The 24,646-nt window shown below is 47.2% G+C and carries 24 protein-coding genes; 1 reads left to right on the top strand and 23 read right to left on the bottom strand.

Annotated elements, in window-relative coordinates; genetic code table 11:
* Window positions 1-177 precede the first annotated feature (177 nt).
* The 13 genes from BM101_RS04300 to BM101_RS04240 form a co-directional block, all read right to left on the bottom strand.
* Window positions 178-954, bottom strand: coding sequence for a tyrosine-protein phosphatase (locus BM101_RS04300; protein WP_087033639.1), 777 nt, complete (start codon window positions 952-954; stop codon window positions 178-180).
* On the bottom strand, window positions 954-1,712 hold the full coding sequence (locus BM101_RS04295) for a CpsD/CapB family tyrosine-protein kinase (RefSeq protein ID WP_087033638.1): 759 nt from the start codon (window positions 1,710-1,712) through the stop codon (window positions 954-956). Before BM101_RS04295 ends, BM101_RS04300 begins: the two co-directional genes overlap by 1 nt.
* 13 nt (window positions 1,713-1,725) lie before the next feature.
* On the bottom strand, window positions 1,726-2,466 hold the full coding sequence (locus BM101_RS04290) for a YveK family protein (protein ID WP_087033637.1): 741 nt from the start codon (window positions 2,464-2,466) through the stop codon (window positions 1,726-1,728).
* Window positions 2,467-2,819: 353 nt separating this feature from the next.
* On the bottom strand, window positions 2,820-3,572 hold the full coding sequence (map, locus tag BM101_RS04285) for a type I methionyl aminopeptidase (RefSeq protein ID WP_087033636.1): 753 nt from the start codon (window positions 3,570-3,572) through the stop codon (window positions 2,820-2,822).
* Between the two features lie 129 nt (window positions 3,573-3,701).
* Window positions 3,702-4,766 (bottom strand): glycoside hydrolase family 88 protein, encoded by a 1,065-nt coding sequence (locus tag BM101_RS04280; protein ID WP_087033635.1) that lies wholly within the window; start codon window positions 4,764-4,766, stop codon window positions 3,702-3,704.
* Window positions 4,767-4,941: 175 nt separating this feature from the next.
* A complete protein-coding gene (locus tag BM101_RS04275; protein WP_087033634.1) occupies window positions 4,942-5,652 on the bottom strand; it encodes a CpsD/CapB family tyrosine-protein kinase in 711 nt (236 codons plus the stop codon).
* Window positions 5,653-5,654: 2 nt separating this feature from the next.
* Entirely contained in the window at window positions 5,655-6,662 is a 1,008-nt protein-coding gene (locus tag BM101_RS04270) for a YveK family protein (RefSeq protein ID WP_087033633.1), read from the bottom strand.
* A gap of 176 nt (window positions 6,663-6,838) precedes the next feature.
* A complete protein-coding gene (locus tag BM101_RS04265) occupies window positions 6,839-7,996 on the bottom strand; it encodes a DegT/DnrJ/EryC1/StrS family aminotransferase (RefSeq protein WP_087033632.1) in 1,158 nt (385 codons plus the stop codon).
* A 209-nt stretch (window positions 7,997-8,205) separates the two neighbouring features.
* On the bottom strand, window positions 8,206-10,026 hold the full coding sequence (locus tag BM101_RS04260) for a polysaccharide biosynthesis protein (RefSeq protein ID WP_087033631.1): 1,821 nt from the start codon (window positions 10,024-10,026) through the stop codon (window positions 8,206-8,208).
* 398 nt (window positions 10,027-10,424) lie between these two features.
* Window positions 10,425-11,960, bottom strand: coding sequence for a lipopolysaccharide biosynthesis protein (locus tag BM101_RS04255; RefSeq protein WP_087033630.1), 1,536 nt, complete (start codon window positions 11,958-11,960; stop codon window positions 10,425-10,427).
* A gap of 77 nt (window positions 11,961-12,037) precedes the next feature.
* Window positions 12,038-12,841, bottom strand: coding sequence for a glycosyltransferase family 2 protein (locus BM101_RS04250; RefSeq protein ID WP_143084427.1), 804 nt, complete (start codon window positions 12,839-12,841; stop codon window positions 12,038-12,040).
* 76 nt (window positions 12,842-12,917) lie between these two features.
* Window positions 12,918-14,036 (bottom strand): glycosyltransferase family 4 protein, encoded by a 1,119-nt coding sequence (locus tag BM101_RS04245; protein WP_087033628.1) that lies wholly within the window; start codon window positions 14,034-14,036, stop codon window positions 12,918-12,920.
* 20 nt (window positions 14,037-14,056) lie between these two features.
* Complete coding sequence (locus tag BM101_RS04240; protein ID WP_143084426.1) at window positions 14,057-14,962, bottom strand: hypothetical protein; 906 nt, start codon at window positions 14,960-14,962, stop codon at window positions 14,057-14,059.
* A gap of 275 nt (window positions 14,963-15,237) precedes the next feature.
* On the opposite strand from BM101_RS04240, the gene BM101_RS13880 reads away from it, so the two are divergent.
* Window positions 15,238-15,489, top strand: coding sequence for a hypothetical protein (locus BM101_RS13880; RefSeq protein ID WP_143084425.1), 252 nt, complete (start codon window positions 15,238-15,240; stop codon window positions 15,487-15,489).
* Between the two features lie 6 nt (window positions 15,490-15,495).
* Here BM101_RS13880 and BM101_RS04235 read toward each other — a convergent pair whose 3' ends face one another.
* The 10 genes from BM101_RS04235 to BM101_RS04190 form a co-directional block, all read right to left on the bottom strand.
* Entirely contained in the window at window positions 15,496-16,185 is a 690-nt protein-coding gene (locus tag BM101_RS04235) for a sugar transferase (protein ID WP_143084424.1), read from the bottom strand.
* 97 nt (window positions 16,186-16,282) lie between these two features.
* Window positions 16,283-17,233 (bottom strand): beta-1,6-N-acetylglucosaminyltransferase, encoded by a 951-nt coding sequence (locus BM101_RS04230; protein WP_177194372.1) that lies wholly within the window; start codon window positions 17,231-17,233, stop codon window positions 16,283-16,285.
* A 22-nt stretch (window positions 17,234-17,255) separates the two neighbouring features.
* Complete coding sequence (locus BM101_RS04225; RefSeq protein ID WP_087033624.1) at window positions 17,256-18,128, bottom strand: beta-keto acid cleavage family enzyme; 873 nt, start codon at window positions 18,126-18,128, stop codon at window positions 17,256-17,258.
* A 1-nt stretch (window position 18,129) separates the two neighbouring features.
* Entirely contained in the window at window positions 18,130-18,801 is a 672-nt protein-coding gene (locus tag BM101_RS04220; RefSeq protein ID WP_087033623.1) for an LbetaH domain-containing protein, read from the bottom strand.
* A gap of 47 nt (window positions 18,802-18,848) precedes the next feature.
* Entirely contained in the window at window positions 18,849-19,487 is a 639-nt protein-coding gene (locus BM101_RS04215; RefSeq protein ID WP_087033622.1) for an acetyltransferase, read from the bottom strand.
* A gap of 13 nt (window positions 19,488-19,500) precedes the next feature.
* A complete protein-coding gene (locus tag BM101_RS04210; RefSeq protein WP_087033621.1) occupies window positions 19,501-19,725 on the bottom strand; it encodes an acyl carrier protein in 225 nt (74 codons plus the stop codon).
* Between the two features lie 21 nt (window positions 19,726-19,746).
* Complete coding sequence (locus tag BM101_RS04205; protein WP_087033620.1) at window positions 19,747-20,811, bottom strand: 3-oxoacyl-ACP synthase III family protein; 1,065 nt, start codon at window positions 20,809-20,811, stop codon at window positions 19,747-19,749.
* Entirely contained in the window at window positions 20,808-21,038 is a 231-nt protein-coding gene (locus BM101_RS04200) for a phosphopantetheine-binding protein (protein WP_087033619.1), read from the bottom strand. The genes BM101_RS04205 and BM101_RS04200 overlap by 4 nt, the downstream gene beginning before the upstream one ends.
* A gap of 31 nt (window positions 21,039-21,069) precedes the next feature.
* Window positions 21,070-22,602 carry an amino acid adenylation domain-containing protein gene (locus BM101_RS04195; protein ID WP_087033618.1) on the bottom strand — a complete coding sequence of 511 codons (1,533 nt, stop codon included), beginning with the start codon at window positions 22,600-22,602 and terminating at the stop codon, window positions 21,070-21,072.
* 260 nt (window positions 22,603-22,862) lie between these two features.
* On the bottom strand, window positions 22,863-24,524 hold the full coding sequence (locus BM101_RS04190; RefSeq protein ID WP_087033617.1) for a hypothetical protein: 1,662 nt from the start codon (window positions 24,522-24,524) through the stop codon (window positions 22,863-22,865).
* Window positions 24,525-24,646 lie beyond the last annotated feature (122 nt).

The following is a 24,646-nucleotide window of genomic DNA, read 5'->3' as shown; positions in this document are numbered from 1 at the left end:
CCGTGCATGCATATCGCCGGGGCGTAATCCCCATTATCCTACCAATAAACGGATAAATATTCAATATGAACCCGCAATCTGTAACACAATATCAATATTTGGGACAGGGTATTTCGTTTGCCGCCAGAAAAAAAAGAAAGACACAAGAATCAAATTTCTGATTTTTGTGTCTTTCCGTCATCTTCTCTTAAAAAAATTGAATCGCTTTTTTTTCTGTACTTCCATTGGCGCTTCCGTCTGTACGATATCCCCATTGAGCAAATCTTTTGCTGTCTGCTGGAATAAAGCTACCTTTTCTATTCCGAATTCCTTTTCCAGCTTGGCGAAGGCTTCCTGCATATGGAAGGAACGGCCTCGTGTATTATGCGCATCCGACGCCAAAACATGCACCAGATTCGCTTCAATCAAACGGCTGCTCAGTTCCGCTATGTCTTTCCCGAAGACGCCGATATAGCTGCTGGCCGTTACTTGGGCAAGGGCTCCCTTTTCGATATAAGGGAGCAGCACATTCGGATCAGCGATGATGTCTTGGTTGCGTTCCGGATGGACGATGACTGGGGTGATGCCTTTTTGCTGCATTTGAAAAAAAAGCGATTCCGCATAAAGGGGAATCGCCAGCGTCGGGAATTCGATCAAAACATACTGATTCTCTTCATCGGTAAAGAGGATTTCATCGTTTTCCACATCCGTAAGCAATTCACCGTAAATGCGTACTTCCTGTCCCGGAAACAACGTCAGCCCAATCTTCCGTCTGTCGAATTCTTCCTGCAGCTCAGCCGTATACGTTACGATGTCTGCTTTTACATTTTCATATTTGCCGTTTTTGTGGTGCGGTGTCACAAGGATATGGGTGATGCCTTCAGCAACGGCCACTTCGGCCATTGCCAAGGAATCTTCCAATGTACGAGCGCCATCATCGATGCCAGGCAGCAAATGACAATGCAGATCGATCATCAGGCTCCACCTTCACTCGTATGTCCATAAGCATAGCCATAACCATAGCCATAATAATCATAGGCACTGCTGGTCTTTTTATCGACGCCGTTGAAGACGACGCCCAAGACGTTGGCATTTACCATATCTAACAGGCCTTTCGCATGACTGACGGCATCCTTTTGCGAAACACCGTGGCGAATGACGAAGATGACGCCATCCGTTTTCGTTGCCATGATTTGCGCGTCCGTCACGGAAGTGATCGGCGGCATGTCATAGATGATGATATCGAAGGCCTCTTCCAGCTTTCCGATGAGGACCGTCATCCGGTTCGAGTTCAACAATTCAGATGGGTTCGGAGGGATCGGGCCGCTTGACAATGCGAATAAAGCCGTTCCTTCGATTTTGTTGATTACTTCGGAAATGTCTTTCTCCGGTGAAGTCAACAGTGTGGTCAAGCCTTCAACATTGTGCAAGCCAAAGGTGCGTTGCAGCGTCGGTTTACGCAAGTCGGCATCGACCAACAGGACGCGTTTCCCTTGGTCCGCAAAAACGGAAGCCAAGTTGGCGGACGTCGTCGATTTGCCTTCCCATGGACCGGAAGAAGTCACAACCAATGATTTAAGATTTTTGTCAACCATCGAGAATTGGATATTGGTGCGGATCGTCCGGTATTGTTCCGCAATGACTGATTTTGGTCGCATCATTGAAATCAGACTCAAGCCTTTGCGTTGTTGACTATCCAGTTTCTTAATTTTTCTTCTGTTAGCTCCAAACATGATCTATCCCCTCCTATACTCTTCTTGTCGTTGTGCGTGTCGTCGTTTCTTCTTTTACCGGCGAGAATCTTGTCGAGGTGACGTCCTCTTCGCTCATCTGTAGAACGGTACCTAGGTTCACCCAACCCATCTGTTCGATGAATTTGCCGTCCTTCACGGTCTTATCCATGAATTCAGCCAAGAATGCCAAGCCTACACCGATCATCATGCCGACCAGCAATCCTAGAACCAAGTTCATAGGCGTATTGGGTGAAACGGCATTCGTGTTTGCGACCGCCTCGGAAAGGATCGTCACATTGTTGACGTCCAAAATGCCGCCGATTTTTTGTTCGAAGGAGCTTGCCGTCGCATTTGCCAATTCTGCGGCCGTATAAGGATTTTCATCGGTAATGGTCACACCGAACACAAGGGAATCGGCTTCCGTTTGAACCGTCAGTTTACTGCGCAACTGATCCACCGATAATTTTGAACCGGTATTTGTGATGACATCCTGCAAAATGATCGGTTCCTTGATGATCCCTTGATAGGTGCTGATCAAACTCAGGTTAGTCTGGATATCCGTGTTTGTGATTGCCTTTTCCGCGTTTTGCGTTTGGTTCACCACGATTTTAGAAGTGGATTGGTAAGTCGGTGTTACGAAAAAGAATGTATAGAGACCAGCAAGCAGCAACCCCGATAGACTCCAGATGATGATTTGGACCAACCGTTGCTTCAGTATCGCAAATATTTCGCTTAATGAAATTTCTTCTTCCATGATTTCCTCCTTATATCTAGCTGTTGATTAATAATTACCGCATGAAAATAAAAAGCCTGGATGCGGCATCACAGGCTTCACAACTATAGTTTATTGTACTATATCATTTTTGAAATAACTATAAGTATTTTACGGAAGACTAAAGTAAAACGGTCTCTTTCAGAAGATTCCCGTGATTGCCGTCTCAAGATAACCGCAATGTCCTAAACTCGCCACACAGCGCCAAAACAGCCTTTGAATTTATCCGAATATTGACTACATCACATTTCATTATATGTAATCGTTTTCTCGTTATTCGAAGATAAACTGTTCCGTTAATCTGTTTCAATAGATTAGCGGAACAGCAACTTTGTTTATTTTTGTTGCGTCAGCACTTTTGCGCCGTCTTTGGTGATGGCGATGGTGTGTTCGAATTGGCAGCTCAAGCCGCCGTCTTTCGTGCGGGCTGTCCAGCCGTTGTCGTCCATTTTTGATTTCCAGGTTCCCGTGTTCACCATCGGTTCGATGGTGATGGTCATGCCCTCTTTCAGGCGCAAGCCTTTGCCGGCATCGCCGTAATGGGGAACAGATGGGCTTTCATGCATCGTTGGTCCGATGCCATGGCCGATGAATTCACGGACAACGGAAAAGCCTTCGCTTTCAACGTATGTTTGGATGGCATGGCCGATGTCACCGATGCGGTTGCCCGCTTTGGCTTGTTCGATGCCTAGGTACAATGCTTTTTCGGTGACTTCCATCAAATGCTTGACTTGCGGCGTCGCATTGCCCACCACGTAGCTCCAACAAGAATCTGACATCGCGCCGTTGTAGTTCACGACTGTATCCACTTTGATCAGGTCGCCGTCTTTCAGGACGAATTTATCGCTCGGGAAACCGTGGCAAATTTCGTCATTGACGCTTGTACAGGTCGCAAATTCGTAGCCTTCGAAACCGATCTGTTCACAGATGGCGCCTGCCGCCTCGATGCGCGTTTGCACGAACTGGTCGATGTCTTTCGTCGTCAAGCCCGGTTTGATGTAACCGCGCAGTTCCTCATGGATGCCTGCCAAAATGGCTCCAGATTCTTCCATGGATTGAATTTCACGTGCTGATTTTAAAGTTATCATATGTATTCTATCCTCTTCCTGTATAGTATTCTTTCTCATTATACATGAAATAGGAAAGATGGTTAAATAATTTTCATCGACAACCGAAAATCACGCTGTTTCACTGGAAGATTCCCCTTTTGCAATTGATCAGGACGGAACAGTTGATAGTGCTGTAAGTGCTGTAGTTGGACCCTGAGCCCATGGATAAGCCTCATATTTTTGTGGGTACATGCTAAAACCCCTGCATTCCGCAGAACTGCCTGAAACTAAGCCATCTTCTACAGATTCATGCAGATAATCCAAAGCGACATCCGTAATCTCTATGTATGCAGAATCCAAAATCCCCAGTATCATGCCCCTTTTTATCGCGTAACAAATCATAGAAGTCGCCGAGGTATCCGAGGCCCCTTCTATTGCGCTCAATTGCCAAGTGAAATGGCCGTTTTTATTTTGAAAGGTTACAACATCACTGACAATTTTTTTAAAAGCGGCCTTGATTTGGTCATAATACATATTATCTTTCGGTATATATTCTAGGCTATCAATCATGCCGATCAATAGCCAACCCACCGCTCTACCCCAGCCTATTATTCCTAGCTTGGTGTTTTGATGGGGATTGTAACCATGATAGGGTAACCCTGTATTATCATCCATGCCATTATGAATATAGTTGACGATCTGCTTGGCCCCCAGATTGATGGCCTCTCTATTATGGAATGTACTCCCATATCTGCATAAGAAGGGGCAAACCATCCCGAGTCCATCAATGTAGATATCGTTGGATATGTTTATCCGGTACGGTATACTTTCATCCCCTACTTTAGGATGGTCCAATAAAAATTGTAGAATATAATCCAGCAATTCCTTATATTTATTCTGTTTCGTCACTTCATACAAATAGATTAGTGTATACCCATTAATAGCTTGATCTATGAAGTCAACGGAAGCTCCCTTCTCAATCCATTTGTCATAGTATCTTATTAAATGCTCCAAATCATCCTTGTCTTCGGAAGTACGATGAGACCATTCGAGTGCTAATGCCAACAGTCCATTTGGCCATTGAAATTTACTTTTATCAGCCCTATACCCAGGATAAATAATCGACTTTATCACATCTGCGGCTTTCACTTTAATGTCAAATTCCGGATAATTCAATAATTGAGAACGGGTTTTCTCTCTTAATTCATCGTATAAAACATTCCTATTTTCCATATCGCTTCCCCTCCATTTTTAACTCAGCATCCAAAACGCCCTTACCATCGAAACAATGTCAGTCGCGCTACATTTTGATGGCCGTAATCATCTTCGCAAAATGATGAGACACAAAAAAGGCAATTTCCCATGAAATCACCTTTGTTTTGCGAGGAGGAAATCCCCCCCATTCCTATCACTCTTCATCGTGATAGCCATAATAGTAGTAGCCATGGTCTTTTGAAGTGACTGGCACGTGATTATAGACAACACCCAAAACATTTGCATTCACCATTTTAAGTGATTCAGACGCTTTGAAGATGTCTTCCTTTGTGTCTACGCCATGACGAATTACGAAAATGGTGCCGTCCTCACGACTAGCCAAAATTTGTGCATCCGTGAAACCAAGCAATGGCGGGGTATCGTAAATGACGAGATCAAACCTTTCCACCAATTCTTTTTCCAATTGCCGCATGCGATTGCTCGATAGGAGCTCCGCAGGGTTTGGTGGAACGGGTCCACCGGTCAATACCGATAAGCCTTCCACGTCAGAATCATGCAGGTAGTCTTCAACGGATCCCGATTGGTCCGTCAAAAGGGTCGTCAAGCCAAAGCCGTTCGCCAATTTAAAATTTCGGTGAACAGTCGGCCTTCTCAAGTCGCAGTCCACAATCAAAACGTGGTTCCCTTGTAAGGCAAAGGTTACGGCCAAATTCGCGGCAACGGTTGATTTACCGGCAGAAGGCGTAGCGGAAATGACAACCAACGACTTCATTTTCTTGTCCACCATCGAGAACTGGATGTTTGTCCGCAATGTTTTGAACTGTTCTGAAACAGCAGCATTCGGCAAAGCCACTGTAATCAAGCCGTGATGTTTTCGCGGTTGTTTCGTTTGTTTTTTAGCCATCTTTACTTTCCCCTTTCACTACCGGCGTTTGCAGATTGACTGGACTCATTTTTCAGAATGGCTCCAATCTTCTCTCTGGTCATCTCCGAAACAGTGGTAAGCTTTTCTCTATGTATCCCGCCCGGCATGGAGTCAGTCTTTTTCTTGCGTTTTTCGGCGATGTCCACGGGTTTCTCTTTTGACGTTTCCTTAATGGCAATATCTTCGGATGTGCGCATTTCCAGATCGCCGATTCGCTCTCGTTTAGCTGTTTCCAGATTGCCTGTCGAATCACTTTTACGTATTTGCGGAACGGGGACTCTCTCTTTTTTGGGCATATTCGAAATGGCGAGAAGCTCTTCCTTATTCAATTCCGAAATGACGCCCAGATTTGGCCAACCGATAGTTTGTGCGACAAACTGATGATCATCGATTGTTTTATCCAATGCATAGCGCAGCAGAGCTATTCCGAACCCGAACAGCAGGCCTACGCCCAGCCCTATCACCAAATTATTCACTGCGACAGGAGAAACAGGTTTTGAATTGACGGTCGCGCCGGAAATGATGCTGACATTTTCGACATTCATGATGTCAAAAATGGCACTTTGGAATGTTGCTGCAATGCCATTGGCAATTTCAGCTGCTTCGCCAGCATTCGGTGCCGTAACAGTCAGCGAGAAAACTTGTGAATTTTGGTTTACACCGATCACTATCATTTCAGCCAATTGTTCGACTGTGTAGTCAAGATTCAGCTTTTCTTTGACACCCTCTAATATGACCGGACCTTTTATGATGTCTTTATAAGTGTTGATCATTTGTACATTCGAGTTGATATCATTGAGCTGGATACTATTGGTTCCATCATTTGTACGGTTCACCAATAATTGCGTGGTGGAATCGTACATGGGAGTCACAATCAGAAATGTATAGACTGCCGAGAGCAGAAGACCAAGTGTGCCAAAGCTGATGATGATCCACATTCTTTGCTTTATTATTGCCATAAGGTCTTTTAAAGAAACTTCTTCCTTCATTGCTTTCCCTCCTAGTGTTTGGCCTTTGACTTCATCAGCCTTGTGAAAGCGGACAACAAAACAATATATAGCTGGTCCTTTTATCGCATCATCTTCCTGTATCCGTTTTCATTATATCACATTTTCCAAGCTACTAGAAAGGAATCGCCCTATGGATTCATTGTAAAAACGCCAGCCTACCTACGCGCGGCTTCTGCCCCAAAAAACCAGCTGACCCGCGTCACGACCCTCTCCAGATCCTCATCCGTCATCTTCGTATCCGACGGCAGGCACAATCCTCTGGCGAAGATGTCCTCCGCTACACTCGTTCCTTCTGGGTTGTGGCTGAAGAAGTCCCCCCCTTTGAAGACCGGCTGCAGATGCATCGGTTTCCAGATTTGCCTTCCTTCAATATTTTTGGATGCCAGATAATCCAACAAGGCTTTCGGGCGCACCTCATATTCCGGCTTGATCGTCACGCAACTGAGCCAATAATTCGGTTCACCGTATGCCGCAATCGGCATCATCTCCAACTCCTCCAAGTCCTGGAAGGCATCCGCATAATAATCGAAGATGTATTTTTTCTTGGCGATCCGTTCATCCAATATTTTCAACTGTCCCCGGCCGATTCCTGCGACGACATTGCTCATCCGGTAATTATAGCCGATTTCCTTATGTTGGTAATAGGGCGCCTGTTCCTTTGCCTGTGTTGCCCAAAATTCCACCTTCTCGATTATTTTCTTCTCGCGGGCCACCAACATCCCGCCGCCCGACGTTGTGATGATTTTGTTTCCGTTGAAGGAGTAGATTCCGATTTCTCCTATCGTGCCGGTTTTCACCCCTTTGTAGGTAGCGCCCAGACTCTCGGCGGCATCCTCCAGTATCGGAACATGGTGTTCGTCCACAATCGCCTTCAGTTTGTCGTAATCAGCGGATTGTCCGTATAGATTCACGACGATAACCGCTTTGGGATTAGGATATTTCTCAAAGGCTTTCGCCAAAGCGACCGGCGACATATTCCATGATTCCCTTTCCGAATCGATGAAGACCGGTGTGGCCCCTAGATAGATGATGGGATTGGCGGAAGCGGAGAAGGTCAGGGATGGGCAAAAGACGATATCCCCTTTGCCCACACCTAGGTACATCAGCCCCATATGGATGGCTGCCGTACCGGAAGAAAGGGCATCCGCATAGTTTGCACCCGTATAGGCGCATACTTCCTTTTCGAATCCAGTGACATTCGGACCAAGCGGAGCAATCCAGTTCGTATCGAATGCCTCTTGGATGTAGCCCATTTCGTTTCCCGACATATGAGGGGAAGCCAACAATATTTTCTTATCTATTTTTTCCGACATAAATAAACCGTCTCCCTTCGATAGGCGTCAAAACTGAGGAATAGACTGTCCATTCAAAATAAGCTAGGCCATTTTTTAGGATTTTTCTTTGAATGATCTTTTGAGGTTTTATCTTCCGTTTCGTTCTGGTGTTTTTTGTTGAGGATTTCTTTTGAAGGTATTGATGGGGTTTTCTTTAGGGCGTTTTATGTGTTTCCTAAAATAAACAATCATTGATGCTCACAGGCATAGTCGATCAAGTTTTGCCGGAGCTCTCCGACAGGCTGCTGAACGAGCTCGTCCGCAAAGGCGAGGGTGTCTTCCAATTTATAGGTGGATGCTTTTCCGACAAATATCTTTTCATAGGCTTGGCTGTCCAGCATGCTTTCGTCTGCCAGCAGCTCTTCGTAGAGTTTTTCACCAGGGCGTATCCCTGTTTCGACAATCGGGATATCTCCTTCCGTGTAGCCGGACAGTTTGATCATTTTTTTGGCCAGATCGACGATTTTTACGGGTTCTCCCATATCGAGGATGAAGATCTCTCCCCCTTTTGCGAGTACACCAGCCTGGATGACCAAGCGGCTTGCTTCCGGAATGGTCATGAAATAACGCACCATGCGGAAATCGGTCACCGTCACGGGACCGCCTTTCGCTATCTGTTCCCTGAAGACGGGTATGACGCTGCCGCGGCTTCCCAAGACGTTTCCAAAACGCACCGCCGCAAATTTCGTTTTGCCGGGTTCGTTCAGCGCCGTCACAATCATTTCCGCAAGCCGCTTCGTCGAACCCATCACGTTGGTCGGCCGAACCGCCTTGTCGCTCGAAATCATCACGAAGCTCTTCACTCCGGCTGCTTTAGCCGCTTCCGCCATGTTCTTGGTGCCGTAGATATTGTTCTTCACCGCTTCCCGCGGGTTCCATTCCATCATCGGAATGTGCTTGTGGGCTGCGGCATGGAAAACATATTCCGGCTGGTAGCGAGCCATCACTTCGAAAATCAGCTTGCGGTCCTGCACATCCGCAATCACGGGAACGATATCTATCGTCTTCCCATAGAGGAGATTCAGCTCTCTGTGGATCAGGTAGATCGAATTTTCGCCATGTCCCAAAAGAATGATGCTCTTAGGTTCGAACTTCGCAACTTGCCGGCAAATTTCGGAGCCGATGGAGCCGCCCGCGCCGCTGATGAGAATATCTTGATTCTTCAGATTTTCGGAAATCAACTCTTTGTTCAGTTCGACCTCTTCCCTGCTCAATAAATCGACCACATCGATATCGCGCAGACGGTTGACGGACAGTTTACCTGTCATGACGTCCTCTATCTTCGGCATCTGGTTCACCGTCACACCCACCTGGTTGCAGTAATCCAAAATGCGTTCCATTTCCTTTGGCTTCAGCGAAGGGATGGCAATCGTTACCTGATCGATGTTATTTTCGGCCACCAGAAGTGGGATGTCTTCTTCCCTCCCCAACACTGGGATGCCCATCAAGCGGTAATTGCGCTTCTTCTCATCCCTATCGACGATCCCGATGATCTCAATCTCATTCGGGCGATGCATCAGGCTCGAGATGAAAAGGCGTCCGCCTTCCCCGGCGCCGACCAACAGCGTTCTGACCTTTCCTCTGTCGTCGGAACGTTCCCTGCTGGAAAGTTCCTCGTTGTGTTCGTGAAAAATGCGCCATGCCACCCGGATCCCTGGTATAAAAAACAAGCAAAACAGATAGGTCAACAAGACATAGCGGCGACTCACCAAGTCAAAAATTCCGGTTGAAACGACTGCTGACAGCAAAAAGGCAATCGACAAAATTTGGATATTTACGACTACATCATGAATGTCCGTATAATAGGGCATATTCGAGAACAAATGCCGCATTGTTCCCAACAGGATATAGATACCGCATGTTATTCCCACCATCACATAGTAGTAGCCATTAGGCAGAGCAATATAATCTTCGAGCAGCCAGTACGCCAGCAAAGCTGCCAACGTGATACACGCGATATCGGCAACCATCAGCACAACCATTTTCCCTCTGAAGGATAACGTTTTCATTTCCTGCACCACCTTACATTCCAAATATTTTATGATCAAGCGACAAGGTTTGGCCTTTGATTTATGCATCTCACTGAGCGAGCATTCTTCCGAATACAAAAAACAACGCAGAATCTGATTGACTAATGAAAAATGAAGGAGGCTTGATTATAGGTAAACCCGTAATAAAAAAGTAAGGGTTTAGGATTGAAATGAAGGGAAAAGGAGGAAAAGAATGTGAAGATGATAAACCGTGCGAGGTTTGTATATGCAACAAACAGCCTTTTAATCGATGAGATTGCCATATTGCGTTGAAGATGGAGGGTATTATATTTACCCTGATTATAACATGAAAGATCATCTCTTCCCTGTTCAAACCACCTGGAAAGATTCATTTTGTATGGCTATTTCCTGCTGCATCACTCTGTTTTTTTCATTGCTTTTTTAAACGCAAACTGATTTGCCAGTGCAAAGAAATACCGGAATTCTTTCGTACGGCAAAACAACACAAAAAAGATGATGTTCGGAACCGACAAACAAACAACGGATTTTTCGATAAGCGCCCAGAGAGTGTCCCCCGTAATGAACCCCATGCATTTCCCGGTCGCCACCCCGGTCATCACCGTGGCCACTGTATAGACGGCATATTTGAAATAATAGGATTTCAAAGGGGCATCAAAGCCCTTCTTGTATAAAAAATACGGTTCTATCAAAAAGCAGGTCGTCAAAATGCTGATCAACGTCCCGATGATGACCCCGGAAATGCCGAATTTCGGCGCAAGCGCGATCGAAACACCCAAATTGATCACTGTCTGAAACAAGGGATTATAGCGATCGTACCAGTACAAGCCTAGCGCCTCCCGAAAGGTGAGTACCGCTCTTCTCATCCCCTGAACATAGAACAGGATAGCCAATAGAAGCACCGTATCCATGGCCAACCAGTATGCTTTGCCTATCCAGACCGCAATGAAGGGGTTGAAAAGGTAGAACAAACAAATGGCGCTGAAACCAAAAATCCAGAAAGTCGCAAACTGGACCCTCCGAAAGACTGCCAGCAGCCTTCCTTTGTTTTCCGTTGCGCCCAAGTTCCCGATGCTTGCGGTTATCGCAGTAAAAAATTGGCCCATTATCCCATTCAGGGCAACGGTGATCAATACATAATTCGAATACAGACCCACCCATAAGGTCCCAACCATGGCAGAAATCACGATATTGTCGGTTGAATTTGTCACAATTTCCCCCATTTTATGCGAAACCATCGCGCCCGTATTCTTCTTGATTTCATGAACCGTTTCGCCATCCAATCTTTCTGCAGCTTTTTGCCGCAAAAAAGGATACATCTTGTCCGCACTTCTTGCCACCATGAGATTCTGCAGCAGCGTGCAGACGATTTGCAAAACCAAAAACACGATATAGTTTTTGGTTGCGTACAGAAAGACGATCTGCAAAAAATTGAGGAGCGAGAAAAAAGCATAGCGGTAGATGGTGACCACGTAACGCCGCTGATCAGCGATGATCAGATTTTGCTTATAGGCATAGAAATAGGAAATGGCTGAGTTGCTTACGAACAGCAGAAAGATAATGTCAATATTTTTAATGTCTGGAATGTCCTTGATGAGGTAATTTAAAAACGGGGTAATGCCAATGCCCAAAACGGCTATCACTGTGCCGATAATGGTATAAGCCTTTTTATACAGCTGCATGATGGCCTGCACTTTTTTTGTGTCATTTTCCGCCAACGGTTTGTAGAGGCTGAATACGATTGCCGGGCCGATCCCCAGTTCCACCAACGAAAGCATCGTCAAGATACTGGTGAATAGCCCATTGATGCCAAGATATTCGGCACCGAGGATTCTTATGAAAACCATGCGTGCCACGAAACCGATCGGTACCGCCACCACTTGCCCGACCATCGCTGCCGTTAAATTAATCAGTGAATTTTTAGTCCGGGACATCCGCTCACCCCCAGTGCTCTTTCAGTTTTCTCAGAATCATTCCAAACGGACGAAAGAAGCAAGAACCTTGACTGCTGTCACAACCTGGCCTTATATTTCCACTCACGGTAAGCCATCAACAGTTTTGGCGGAACCAGACCGACAACAAGTGTCTTGTAGGCATAGAATTGGTATTTCAGCGGCAAATCGAGCCTTTTCCGCCATTTTTTTCTTAACCTGTATTCATAGATTCTATACTTATATTTGCGTTTACTGTGCGATTCCCTGGCTTCATAGTAATCGATTAACACATCGCTCAGATTGTAGCCCCGGTATCCTTTTTCGTACAATTTGCACCACAAATCGAAATCCTCCGACCGTTCGGTTTCCGGCCCTATCGTATATCCCCCGACAGCAAGGAGAGCCTCCCTTCGCATCATGGTGGACGGATGGAGAAAAGTCCTCCCTCGATAGATGTCCAACAGTGACCTTTCTCCCCCACCGTTGTAATTCCCCCAAATACCGTCGCTGTCATAGATATTTCGACCTGTGCCGACGATGGCATATTCCGGATGCGAATCCAAAAAGGCCACCTCTTTTTCAAACCGTTCCGGATGTGAGATATCATCATCATCCATTCTGGCTATATACTCTCCGGTAGCAGCCTGCAGGCAGTTGTTGAGCGTTGGAGCCAAACTGAGGTTGCGGGGATTCTGAAGGACCTTGATTCTTTTGTCTTTGGCTGCATAGCCTTCCAGTATCTCCACGCTGTTATCGGACGACCCATCATCGCACAGGATGAATTCAAAATCCGTGAACGTCTGATTCACTATTGATTCGACCGCCGTCCCCAGTTTGCTGGCTCCATTATAGACGCCCATGATGACCGATATTTTTGGCATGGCATTCACCCCCACCCTCTTTTTTCCTCTTTTTTGGTGGAGAAAGCTGCTGCTCTGTCAACACCCCTCATCCAGTCTATTGAAGTTCTGCGTAGATTCTTTCCATGTCCTTCAATACATTTTCGGTGGAATAGTTTTGGATATCCGCCAGATTGGCCTTTTTCATCGTTTCCCTTAGGCTTCCATCTTCATAAAGCTGGCCTATTTTTGCGGCGTACGTTTCCGGCGCATCACCTGTGATCACAAATCCGTTCTTGCCATCCTTGACCAGATCCCGGTTCCCCCGGCAATTGCTCACCACCAAAGGCAGTCCGGTCGCCATGGCTTCCATGACGTTCACCGGCAGTCCTTCCTGACGGGATGAGGAGACAGCCACATCGGAAAGCATCAGCAAGTTAGCGACATCTTTTCTGTATCCCATCAACGCGATATGATCGTCCAGCTGCCGTTCGCTGATCAATTCTCGGTAAGCTTCTTCGTTTGGCCCATCGCCGATCAACAGCAATTTGCTGTTCGGGATATCCTGCGCCACTCGGTCCATCGCCTCGATCAATAAATCCTGATGTTTTCTGTAACTCAGTTCGGCCGGATAAACAAGGATAAAGTCTTCTGGAGCGAAGCCGTATTCCTGACGCAACTCCTGCTTTTCCGTTTCGGTCGGAACAGAGAATTTATCCAAATTAACGCCCACACCCTTCACAAACTGAACCATCTTGGCATGGAATTTTTTCTGAACCCGTCCATAATCTTCGCTGTTCATGGTGAGCAGCAGGTCGGTATAGCCGGACAGCCATTTTTCTACGGGATAATAAATCAGCCAATTCTTCAGCGGCGCACCTTCAAAGAAATGGAAGCCATGGGCCGTATAAATCACCTTAACATCCGGCATATTCCGGCAGGCAATCCGGGTCAGTGTGGAAGCCACTGGTGTGTGCGTATGCACCCAATCGTACTTGCCATCCCCGATGCGTTTCTTTAGACTTTGGTACGCTCCGTAGTTCTGCTTCTTTAAAGGCGAACGTTGAAAGCTCATAGGGAAAATCTTGCACCCGCGTTCCAATAGCGTTGGATTGATCGGCGCACTTACATTGCAAGCCAGATCCACCGTGTGACCCGCATCCAGCAACAGGTGTATGTGCGGCACCAAAAACGCATTGATGGTGTCCGAGATGGTTGAAACGTATAAAATCCTCATGAACGCCCTCTCCTTGCCTTCTATTTTTCTGAAATGCCCGTCAGACTGTTCGATTCCATGGGGTTTACCCACTGCCCCGCTGTCAGGATGGTGTCGCTTTGTATAGCCTTCTTCGCTGCCAACTCCTGCTGGTACAGGATGTTGAGGGTGATGAAGATCATCCAGAAAAGGGGCTGCCTCTGATTCAGCAAGGTGAGGCTCTCGACGAACAGCGCCAGGACCACCGCCAGATTATTCACCGATAAGGCCCGTATATTTTTATAGCACCAGAACAAAAAGAGCAGCGTCGGCACGATCCCGTAATAGAATAGAATACTCAACAAGGTCGAATGCACTTCATTCCGGGAATAGGATTTGTCAAACCGGCTATGATACCCTTCCCCGGCTCCGAAAATGATTTTTTCCGGATAGATCAACAGCCTGTCGATGCCCCGATCCTGGAGGTTGGTCGGACCTACAGCGGTTCCATTGGCCCTGCCCAGCTTTTGTTCAACCCGAGCGATTATCGAAGTTTCCGAAAGTTTTGTGAGGGAATCATCTATCTGCGAGCTGAACAGCAATGCCAACATCAGCAAGGCGGTAGTGCCTAAAATGAACCTCACATTAAGGCTGCGCTGCGCAAGTATTCTGAGCTTCAGCGCTGCGCTGACTGCATAGAATACTGCCATCCCGAGCAGCATCCCGGTGGACGAAGTAAGGAAGATCAATCCGATCGCGATGATATGATACAGCACATGCAAGTTGGTATGCCTTATCTTGGAGATGATGAGAGCGGTGATCAACGACATGAAGACGAAGAAAGCCATTTGGTTCGGATCGTTGAACGTTCCCATATATCGGTTCTCTGAGTAGTATCTGCCGATGTGCAGCACATAGATGAGCAGCTGGATGACAATGTTCAATTTGCAGACTCGCCCTACATTCATCAGAAATCGCTCATCTTCAGAATATATCCTGAAAAACACCACGGTCAAAAAATTATACACATAGTACAGGGACGCTCTAATGAATTCGAATCTTCCATACAGCAGAAAATAGACCAGATTAATGCCAAAAACCAAGAAAACAAAATACAGAAGCCACTTGTCGGTCTTGTCGATGGTGATTTTATCCCCTTTCCCCACAAATAAGACATACAGGATGAAAGACAGGATAAAAAATAGATCCGATATCTGTAACCCCCCGGAACTGAAGACATAGAATGGCTTCAATAGTAGAGAAAAAAGAAATAGATAATGATATAGTTGCAAAAAAAACACCTCCCGCTGCTAAAAGACATTTTTCATTGTATCCACATGGATTCGAACAATTCCACCACACGCCTGCCTTTATTCCGGAAATATCCTTTTTCATCGCTGCCTTCAGCACATTAGAATCCGCTTACATTTCCACATTTCGAAAATCGTTGTTCATAGAAACCCGACGTTTCCATCAAAAAACTGTTGCTATTTGAAATGTATTATAATCCATCTTGCGGAAATCCGCCAACTTCGTTGGCCGTTCCCCCTGATTCCGCATATGCGAACGGCTTTTCCCTGCCGCCTTCGTTGCCCTTAAAATCTTCCATCGTGGCAGCTGCTTCGGAGTTGATGCCTTCTCTCGTCAAAACCTTCTTAAGGGTCAGGAAGATGATTTTCCAATCCTCCACAAAAGTGACGTCATCAACGTAGCGAACATCCAAATCGAATTTTTCTTCCCAACTGATGGCATTTCTGCCGTTCACTTGCGCCAATCCGGATAATCCCGGCCTGACCATATGGCGCCGTTTTTGATGTTCGTCATAGAGGGGAAGATACTTAACCAAAAGCGGCCTTGGCCCGACAATGGACATATCCCCCAACAGGATATTGAACAGTTCCGGCAATTCGTCCAATGAAGTCGATCGCAACAACTCGCCGAACCGCGTTAAACGGGCCTCATCGGGCAGCAACTGCCCATCCTCGCCTTTCGCATCCGTCATGGTGCGGAATTTGTATAGGGAAAAGATTTTTTCGTTAAGTCCGGGGCGCTCTTGTTTAAACAGCACCGGGCTGCCTATTTTCCCCCTGACCAACAGGGCGATGATAAGAAGAAACGGGCTTAATGCGACGATGGCTAATAATGACAGCATGAAATCCAAGGGCCTTTTGAAATAGCGCTGATAATACATACTTTTTCCTTCTTCCTTATTAGCATCCACCATTCCTATGCCCGACAGCAGGGTGTCGAAGAGAAACCCCCTCTTCGACACTGAAAGACCGCATCCTTCATTTCACCGCCGTTTGATCATTCTCTTTTGCTGCCAGGGTCCGGTAGTCGCTTCCTTCGCTTTTTTGTCTTTCGTCGATGTAATGGAATATTTTTTTGACTATTTCAGCATCAATGTTCTCATCAAATTTTCTGGCAAATAAAATGCCTTCGTCCACCGCAATCAAATTGTCGTAATCACTGATTCTGAATGTATGAGGGGAATTGTTCCTGTTTTCGGACCTATCCCAGTCCACCAACATTGCGTTCCCGTAATACTTCTCCTCGAAGCGATACAGTCGATCCTTAAAAGGGGAATTCATGATGACAGTCTGCAAATAAGCCTCGTCTGCACCGATTGTGTACCGGTAATTTTTCCTAATTTCATCTTTTTTTGACAGTACATACTTGGCGCACTCTTCGCTGATCGAAAAATAGGCCGATCCTTGATAAAACTTTGTCTGGCTTCTCTTCAAACCCAATGTTTTTTGAAACATGGCTACCCCATGATCCAGAAGCCGCACGGCCTTATACTTGCGATTATATTTCGTTTCCACAAAGGGATGATAATAGGCGCATTTATACTCGGCATATTCATAGCGTTCCGGCCTATAATTGATGAACTCATATCCGGCATGTTTGGTAAAAAAACTATCTATTTCTGACTGGGTCTTCAGCGGGAGATCCACCCCCGTGATGCTATGGCAGTAATCGAACCCATCCTTCAGGGCATACTCAACTAAGCGCAGAGTAGCTTCAATCTGACTATATCCCCCCCAATAAACAATCTGCGGAGGAAGTACGGTTAACTTCGAAGACTTTAAAACGCTTCGCAATTCTTCTTCATGAAAGCCCTGTGCTTTCGCATCGACATGTAAATAGAGGTTATTGTTGGGCGCATCAAGTAACCGAAACAACAAGGTTAACGTATCAAAATTATGATGTGCCAGTATCAGATAAGCATGTTCCATATTATCCCTTCTCTCTACTTCCTCAAGCGTTGGAGCCGGCAACGCCATATTTGCCAAATCCTGGCTCTAAATTGAGCTTTTGCCGCAGTTCCTTGGAGCTCATGACCTCTTTCTCATTTGCTGAAATAATCTTGTGGATCCGATTCAGAAGATCCATGTTCGTTGCTAACCGTGTCCGATTTTCATCATACCAAAAGTTGTCTTCCAGTCCGACACGTACGCCCCAGCCCATGGTGATGCCCAAAGCATTCATTTTTAATTGGTCGCTGCCGACTGCGCCTAACGAAAAAAGGCTGTCTTCAGGAATGTCTTTGAGCATGCACCCGATATGCAGCAAATCCCCTTGGGCGCAGGCGATGTTGCCCAAGATCAGATTGACGTAATAAGGTGCAGTCACCGCCCCTTTTTTGATCAGATAGTTGCAGTAATTGACCATCCCCAAATCGAAGGCTTCCAATTCAGGCCGAATGCCGTTTTCTTTCATCCGTTCAGCCAAGGCAACAATCATGGAAGGGTCATTTACACTGGTGGTCCTGTTGAAATTCAGGGAGCTGAGTGTCAGGCTGCCCATATCCGGTTTCAAATCGCCTTCAAGCGACAAAACGTCCGTTCTGGCTTCCAACGTATTGAAGTTCCTTCCGGATGTCGAAGCACAGATGACGAGTTCCGGCGCGAATTGCCGGATGCCCGCAATGATTTCAGCATAGACTTCCTTTCGATAGGTTGGTTTTTCATCGTCGCTGTTTCTGGCATGCACATGCACCATGGAAATGCCCAATTCCCAAGCCTGCTTAACCTCACGGATGATTTCTTCGGGCGAAATGGGTACATAAGGGGTATCTTTTTTGGTTGGTATCATGCCGGTCGGGGTGAAATTTACAATTATTTTATCCATGTTATAGATTCACCTTTAACCCTTCCTTGTGGTAACTCAAAACCCTGCTTGGATTTCCCACGTTCCTTGAAAAGGGTTCTGTGTTTCTTATCACGACACTTCCTGCTCCAACCAAGCTTTCTTCAGAAATCGTAAGCTTATGCAGAATAGTGGCATTCAACCCTATATAACAGTTGTTTTCGATGCGGCATTCTCCGCCGATCGTGCAACCTGAACTGATGACATTGTTGTTTCCCACCGTAAATTCATGGCCTACATAAACTTGTTGCCGAATGATATTGCCTGAACCCAGCTGCCCTCTGTGCCCCAGGAATACTTGTTCAAAAATGAGGTTGTTATCCCCCATTTCTAAGCCTGGCGAAACGATGCTGGACGGACTGATATAATTTCGCAGCGTATATCCTAAGGCTTTCGCTTTTGTGTACATGCCTTCCCGATTGCGCATATCATGGAAAGAAGTCGTCAAAACAATCATATCGTAGGAAGAAGGTGGGTAACGTTCCGTGATTGTTTCCACCGCCACCATCGGCAAACCTAAATAATAGCCCGTTTCAGCCACATACGCTTCATCTGCGGCAAAAGCCTCAATCTTGAAATCTGAATGGTTTAAGGAATCATAATACAGCATTTCTGCTAAAAATTTGCTTCCATAGACGACTACCGGATTACTCATTTTTTCACTTCCCCCTTGTCGCTCACAGCTACTGACGTTCTCTCCTTTCAGGGAGTGGAAATTACTTTCGCCGGATTGCCGAAAACCGTCGTATTCGCCTTAACATTTCTGAGGACGATGCTTCCAGCGCCGACTCTGGCATTTTTCGCGACCTGCACACTCGGCAGCAAGCGGGCGCCGCTGCCCAAAAACACACCCTCTTCCAAGGCAGTGAAGCCCATCAGATCGCTGAAGCCGCTGATGACACAGCCCTTTTCAACGGTGACATCGTGGCCGACGCTGACGTAGGAATTCACAACTACGAAATCGGCAATTTTTGCATCCGTTGAAATGATGGCATAAGGACCTACGATGACGCCCTTGCCGATCTGGCAAGTATCCGCCAGCAAGGCGGTCGGATGGATGACCGTCGCAAAAACCGCCCCCTTATCCACAAGGACTGGGCAGATGTCTGCGATCACCTCCGTGTCCCCGATGGCACAGATGACCTCATCACCCTCTTTTGGTTTATAATCTTTGACGGTTCCGATGATTTTAGCGGAAAGCGTGTAGTTATCCAGCGCAGTAGGGTCATCATCCAAAAAGCCGATGACATCCCATCTTTTCTCTACCTTTTCCTGGTCGGAAACCCACTGGTATGTTTCGCGGCCAAGACCGCCTGCCCCAACGATTAACAATGTTTTCAACTGGTCGTCCCCCTTATCCGGCGTTTCTTCTTGATTGAATCAAATCTTCGATATCCCCGACAGTCGCCAGGCCCTTTATGTCCCCGTTGCTGATCTTCACACCGTAGTTTTCCTCTGCCATGATCTGGGTGGACAGCAGCCCCAGGGAATCCCAGCCTTCGTAATCATCCAACAAATCTTCCCTCGTCACTTCGTCCACTTCCAGTATTTCCGCAAATTCATCATAGAAATTTTCCATGAGTTCCTCGCCTCCTCGCGTCTAATATTCAATCATCCGACAAAAATCCAGGTTCCCGATATCCATCAGCATCGCGCTGCAGGAAAGGCCGACCCCAAAACCGGACAGGCAAACTTTGTAAGAATCCGTCAGGAGTTTTTCGCCCAGGTTAAAGGCCATATTTACAGGAATGGTCACACTGCTTGAGTTGCCGAAGTTTTCGACCACATTGTTCGGAAGTTTTTCGCGCGCCACGCCCATCTTGTCGGCCAATTTTTCCAGCATAAACCGGTTCGGTTGGTGGAACATGAAATAATCTACTTCCTCTTTCGACGTTTCGGCAGCCGCAAGCAGACTGTCGACCAACGGCGGTATTTCTGTCTGCACAAAGTTGAAGACCGCTTCGCCGTTCATTTTGAGATGGTCCAGGCTTCGGTAATTCCCGGCCTCATCCACCTCCATCACTCCCGTTTCGCTGGTGGCGGGCATCCGCATGCCCCCTGCGGGGATGATCAGTTCCTTGTAGCCGGATCCGTCCATCTTCAGGTTCGCATGGATCCGGCTATTGCCGAGATCCCTTTCCACGATGGTCACCGAGGCCGCGTCGCCGATCAGCGGATAGCTGCCTCGGTCCCGTTTGGAAGTCCTGCGGCTGAGCACATCCGCATTCAGCAAGGCCACTTTTTTGATCGTATCCTGTTCCAACATGTTGAAAGCTTGGATCAGCCCCACCAAATAGCCGGCGCAACCCTGGTTGATGTCCAAGCAAAGCATATCCTGCTTCAGCCCCAATTCCCCCTGAATGACATTGCTCGTCGGAGGCATGTAGTAATCCGGTGTCTGGGTAACCAGTATCAGTGCATCGATGTCATCCCCGTTGATCAAGCCCTCATCCAGCAGATGCTTCATCCCGAATATGCAGAGATCCGACACGCTCGTATCCCCTTCGACGATCCGATGCTTATCATAGCCCATTATTTTTTTCAGCTTCATGGACTGTTTGACGGAGAAATTATAGTTTTCCGCTTCGTCCTCGAATCGCACTTCATTTTGCGGCAGCACGGTCAGAATGCCGCTGATCCGCTTGTTCTTATAGTTGAAATTCATACAATACCACCGCTCTTTCTTACCAGATCCGCAATCGCTTCCAAGCTGCTGAAGTTCTCCGCCAAAATGTCGCTTCCATCCACAGAAATCGGATAGGCGCTCTCCAGCTCCGTCACCAAAACGATGATGTCGAAGGAATCCAGCATTCCATTCGCAATGAAGTCATCCGCATTTTCCCAATCGTATTCCGGCCGTATTTCGTTCAGTATCGCCACTAATTTTTCCATGTGATCCTTCCCCTCCTTCCGGCTACTCGCCTCAACTATTGTGCAGCCACTCCGCAGCCAATGTCTTTCGGTCGATTTTTCCGTTCTTATTCAACGGCAACTGTTCCAGCATGATGATTTTGGTCGGGATCATGTATTTCGGCAGCAACGGGCTCAGTTCCTTTCTGATCGTCGCTTTGCCGAGTTCGCTGGCCCCTTCATAAAACATGGTTATTTCCTTCCGGTCCGAGTTGTAAATGACGCAGGAATTGTGGATGCCGCTCAGGCTCAGCAAAGCCGTTTCGATTTCGCCCAGTTCGATCCGGTACCCCATATACTTGATCTGGGTGTCCTTCCTGCCGACATAGATGATTTCGTTGTATTCGTTGACGTAGACAAGATCGCCGGTCCGATAGATGCGGTCGAAGTAATGGTTGTTGAGCGGATTTTGGATAAAGACCTGATCGCTCTTGGCCTGGTCATTCCAATAGCCCAAGGCGATGGAGCTGCCCCGCACACACAGTTCGCCCATCTCGCTTCCGGTCACCGCCTTGTTCTCCTCGTTCAGGATGATGACATCGGCATTCCGGCACGGAAAACCGATCGGCAGCCGTTCACTGTCCTCGAATGCCCGCTCCACCTTATAATAGGTGCAATCCACCGTTATTTCGGTAGGGCCATACAGGTTGGCGAACAGGGAATCCGGCAGCTTGCTGCGCCAATAATTGAGGTGCTTGTTCGGCATCGCTTCACCGGCGAACAGAACTTTTTCCAGACCGCTGGAATCGACATGATCCAAGGCCTTGGTATTGGCCACGTTGATCAACACCGACGGTACCCAGAAAACGAAGTTGATGTTCTGTGAGGCGACATAATCCATCAGCTTGACCGGGAAGGCAAAGTGGTGTTCCGGAATGATGACAAGTGTTGCCGCGGTAGCCAAACAGAGATAGATGTCCAAGGTTGAATTATCGAAGTAAAAAGGGGATTGGCTGCCGATGATTTCTTCTGAAGTGATGTCAAAGCAGGCCACAGCCCAATCGATGTAGTTGATGACACCTTTGTGGGAAATGACGACCCCCTTGGGCGTGCCCGTCGATCCTGATGTGTGGATGATGTAGATGGGATCTGTATCGATGAGTCCGTCCAGATGGGCAAGGACAGCCGCGTTGTCATAGACAACCGCTTCGTCGTAAGCCTCCTCGATACCGATAATGTCTTCGGGAGCGACACCCATCGCAAGTAAGGATTCCTTGTGCTCCTCCGAAGTGATGACAAGCGGGTCTTCCAAGTGTTCCAAGATGTTTCTTATTCTGGCAGCCGGAGAATGGACATCGAGGGGAGCATAAATGTTCCCGCTGTACAGGATACCCATAAATGCGACGAGGCTGTCGGCGCTTTTCGGCAAAAATACCGCAATCGGCCTTCTCATGGCTTCCGACTGGCGGCGGATGGAAAGACTCAGCCTTTTGGCACACTGCTCCCATTCGCCGAAAGTCAGTTCTTTGTGTTCATCCCTTATAGCGGTTTTGTCCCTATACTGCAAAAGCGTGTTTTCAAAATACTCCAATACATTCTTTTTCATTCAAATCAGCCTCCATTGTTAAGTGTGGCGATAGACTCCTAGAAACGCACTGTTAAAACGATTTCATTTTGTGATGCATTAAAAATATGACTGCTGCTTGCACTTAGGCAAGAACGAAAGAAAATCTGTGCAACACCGCTCCCTCTTCGCAAGTATCTATTTAATATTATTATAGCTTGAAAGAAAGGAAGAACGAAATAATTCACTTCATTTGACCTGCAAAAAACAATAGCTGATAAAAACGAAACGTTTGATGGCAGCTATTGCTTGGATACTTCCCAAGTGGCGGCAATAGGATCGCTGGTGGTGGCCACCCACTCATAAGCTTGCCCTTCCACGGGCGTGGCCAGTCTGGCGGTGTCGCCGATAAAACCGGGAACGCTGGTGGTAGTGGGATCAGCAACGACGGAGATGATGCGGCTGCTCTCTATTTTGGTGGTGCCGATTGCTTCAGCGCCGGCGTATCCTGCTTTGGTGCTGTCCACTGTCATATTTTTAAACGCCACAATCGTATAAGGCGCCGTCTCCATATAGTCTAAAAAAAGATACGGAACGCTGTTGTTCTCCCCATATTGCACATTGTCGAGCACCACTTGGTAGGTTCTTGCCCAGGATAGCGGCTGCATGGCTACTGCCGTATCGCTGTCAAAGAAGACATTGGTGAGATAGGAATATGCCACGCCAAACCCGTAGTAGCCTTTTGTGAAACCTTTTCCAATCGTGCAATCATTCAGCGCAATTTTCCCGAAATAGCCCTTCACTGCATTTATTTCTTTCCCCGTTTCGACTAGGTTATCTTTGTCCGAGCGTACAAAGGTGCAGTTATTGAATACCGTATAGTAATCTTCCTTGGGCAACGCGTCAAAGCTATCCACTACCCATACATAGGCTCCGTCGACGTCTTCGGTGGTGCTTGGCGTTGCGGTGATGGTGCTGTTATTGATGGTTGTATTTGTGGCATTGATGACTTCGAGGTGCCCCAGGCTGGAATTGTTGATGGTGATTTCATCCTTAAATCCATATACGGTTGTTAAGCTGTCAACGACAGTCAATCCCTCTACCTTAGCCGTTGAGCCTTCGGAGAGTTCAATGTCGACGCCCCGATAAGCCCGAACCGAATCGACGGTGAGATTCATTTTGGCCGCGGTATCGATTTCGAAGTCCATCGCTTTCCCAAATTCGCCTTTTTCCGCGACAAAATCGGTCACTCGGATGTTGGATGGGCTCCCGCTGGCAACAATTCCGCCCCTGAAGCAGTTGATGGAAGAACTTCCGGTGACTTCAACGTCCGCGTTCGTATAGATGTGCACCCCGTCGGCGGCCCAGTTTTGGAAGCGGCAACTGATCACTTTCCCGCGCAGCATGCCCGTCCCGTCGGTCGACCCCATATACATGATGCCGAATTGCTGCTCCATTTCATAGTTCAGGAACGGGCCTTGATTCCAACAGTTCCCGTCGAAGGTCATCCCTTCAAAGATCAGATAATCGGAGGCCTTCGCCGATTTCCATGCTCTGTTCTCGGTTGTGAACATCCTTGTGAACTTGGGTTGATTGTCGGCCAATGTGAAGGTCGCACCATAGCCGACGAGCCTCAGCCCCGCATCAACATCCACTGAGCGCAGGACATAAGAACCGCCGCTTGGGAAGAACAGATCCTTGCCATTCGCCAAGCAATAATCGACCGCCCTTTGGATGCGTTCTGTGTCATCCTTATCCGTTTCCCATTTCGGGAAAGAGTCAATGCTTATTTCCTTTTTTGCCGACTCTGTGTTGCCGGAATTTGATATTTCCGTTACCGTTACGTCCTTGTTGCTGTTGAGAAGGGCGATATCTGCTTTCAGCGTTTGTGCCATATCTGGCAGCTTGCCGTACATAAGAAGCATTAGTATGTAAGGAACCAGCGCAATCATTTTTAATTTCATCTCAAGCCCTCCTTCGGAGCCAAAACGTTGGCTAAAGGGATGCCCAGACAACATCGTCTTTCATTCCCTAACAGGTTTCTATTTGGCTGGCGACAGACTGTAGTTTGCCCCAATAAACCGTT

It is taken from the genome of Trichococcus palustris, from assembly GCF_900114465.1.
Classification (GTDB): Bacteria; Bacillota; Bacilli; order Lactobacillales; family Aerococcaceae; genus Trichococcus; species Trichococcus palustris.
Note: the sequence above shows the minus strand (reverse complement) of the source record. Positions and strands in the feature narration are given on the sequence as shown.

Bases quoted from the DNA above. Each gene is read 5' to 3' on its own strand.
- BM101_RS04190 (WP_087033617.1), bottom strand. From the start codon at position 24,524: ATGAAATTAAAAATGATTGCGCTGGTTCCTTACATACTAATGCTTCTT.
- BM101_RS04195 (WP_087033618.1), bottom strand. From the start codon at position 22,602: ATGAAAAAGAATGTATTGGAGTATTTTGAAAACACGCTTTTGCAGTAT.
- BM101_RS04280 (WP_087033635.1), bottom strand. From the start codon at position 4,766: ATGGAAAATAGGAATGTTTTATACGATGAATTAAGAGAGAAAACCCGT.
- BM101_RS13880 (WP_143084425.1), top strand. From the start codon at position 15,238: ATGGCTTCAATAGTAGAGAAAAAAGAAATAGATAATGATATAGTTGCA.
- BM101_RS04210 (WP_087033621.1), bottom strand. From the start codon at position 19,725: ATGGAAAATTTCTATGATGAATTTGCGGAAATACTGGAAGTGGACGAA.
- BM101_RS04270 (WP_087033633.1), bottom strand. From the start codon at position 6,662: ATGAAGGAAGAAGTTTCTTTAAAAGACCTTATGGCAATAATAAAGCAA.
- BM101_RS04275 (WP_087033634.1), bottom strand. From the start codon at position 5,652: ATGGCTAAAAAACAAACGAAACAACCGCGAAAACATCACGGCTTGATT.
- BM101_RS04205 (WP_087033620.1), bottom strand. From the start codon at position 20,811: ATGAATTTCAACTATAAGAACAAGCGGATCAGCGGCATTCTGACCGTG.
- map (WP_087033636.1), bottom strand. From the start codon at position 3,572: ATGATAACTTTAAAATCAGCACGTGAAATTCAATCCATGGAAGAATCT.
- BM101_RS04245 (WP_087033628.1), bottom strand. From the start codon at position 14,036: ATGAGGATTTTATACGTTTCAACCATCTCGGACACCATCAATGCGTTT.
- BM101_RS04265 (WP_087033632.1), bottom strand. From the start codon at position 7,996: ATGTCGGAAAAAATAGATAAGAAAATATTGTTGGCTTCCCCTCATATG.
- BM101_RS04220 (WP_087033623.1), bottom strand. From the start codon at position 18,801: ATGAGTAATCCGGTAGTCGTCTATGGAAGCAAATTTTTAGCAGAAATG.
- BM101_RS04250 (WP_143084427.1), bottom strand. From the start codon at position 12,841: ATGCCAAAAATATCGGTCATCATGGGCGTCTATAATGGAGCCAGCAAA.
- BM101_RS04225 (WP_087033624.1), bottom strand. From the start codon at position 18,128: ATGGATAAAATAATTGTAAATTTCACCCCGACCGGCATGATACCAACC.
- BM101_RS04300 (WP_087033639.1), bottom strand. From the start codon at position 954: ATGATCGATCTGCATTGTCATTTGCTGCCTGGCATCGATGATGGCGCT.
- BM101_RS04240 (WP_143084426.1), bottom strand. From the start codon at position 14,962: ATGAATGTAGGGCGAGTCTGCAAATTGAACATTGTCATCCAGCTGCTC.
- BM101_RS04290 (WP_087033637.1), bottom strand. From the start codon at position 2,466: ATGGAAGAAGAAATTTCATTAAGCGAAATATTTGCGATACTGAAGCAA.
- BM101_RS04230 (WP_177194372.1), bottom strand. From the start codon at position 17,233: ATGGAACATGCTTATCTGATACTGGCACATCATAATTTTGATACGTTA.
- BM101_RS04260 (WP_087033631.1), bottom strand. From the start codon at position 10,026: ATGAAAACGTTATCCTTCAGAGGGAAAATGGTTGTGCTGATGGTTGCC.
- BM101_RS04295 (WP_087033638.1), bottom strand. From the start codon at position 1,712: ATGTTTGGAGCTAACAGAAGAAAAATTAAGAAACTGGATAGTCAACAA.
- BM101_RS04235 (WP_143084424.1), bottom strand. From the start codon at position 16,185: ATGTATTATCAGCGCTATTTCAAAAGGCCCTTGGATTTCATGCTGTCA.
- BM101_RS04255 (WP_087033630.1), bottom strand. From the start codon at position 11,960: ATGTCCCGGACTAAAAATTCACTGATTAATTTAACGGCAGCGATGGTC.
- BM101_RS04200 (WP_087033619.1), bottom strand. From the start codon at position 21,038: ATGGAAAAATTAGTGGCGATACTGAACGAAATACGGCCGGAATACGAT.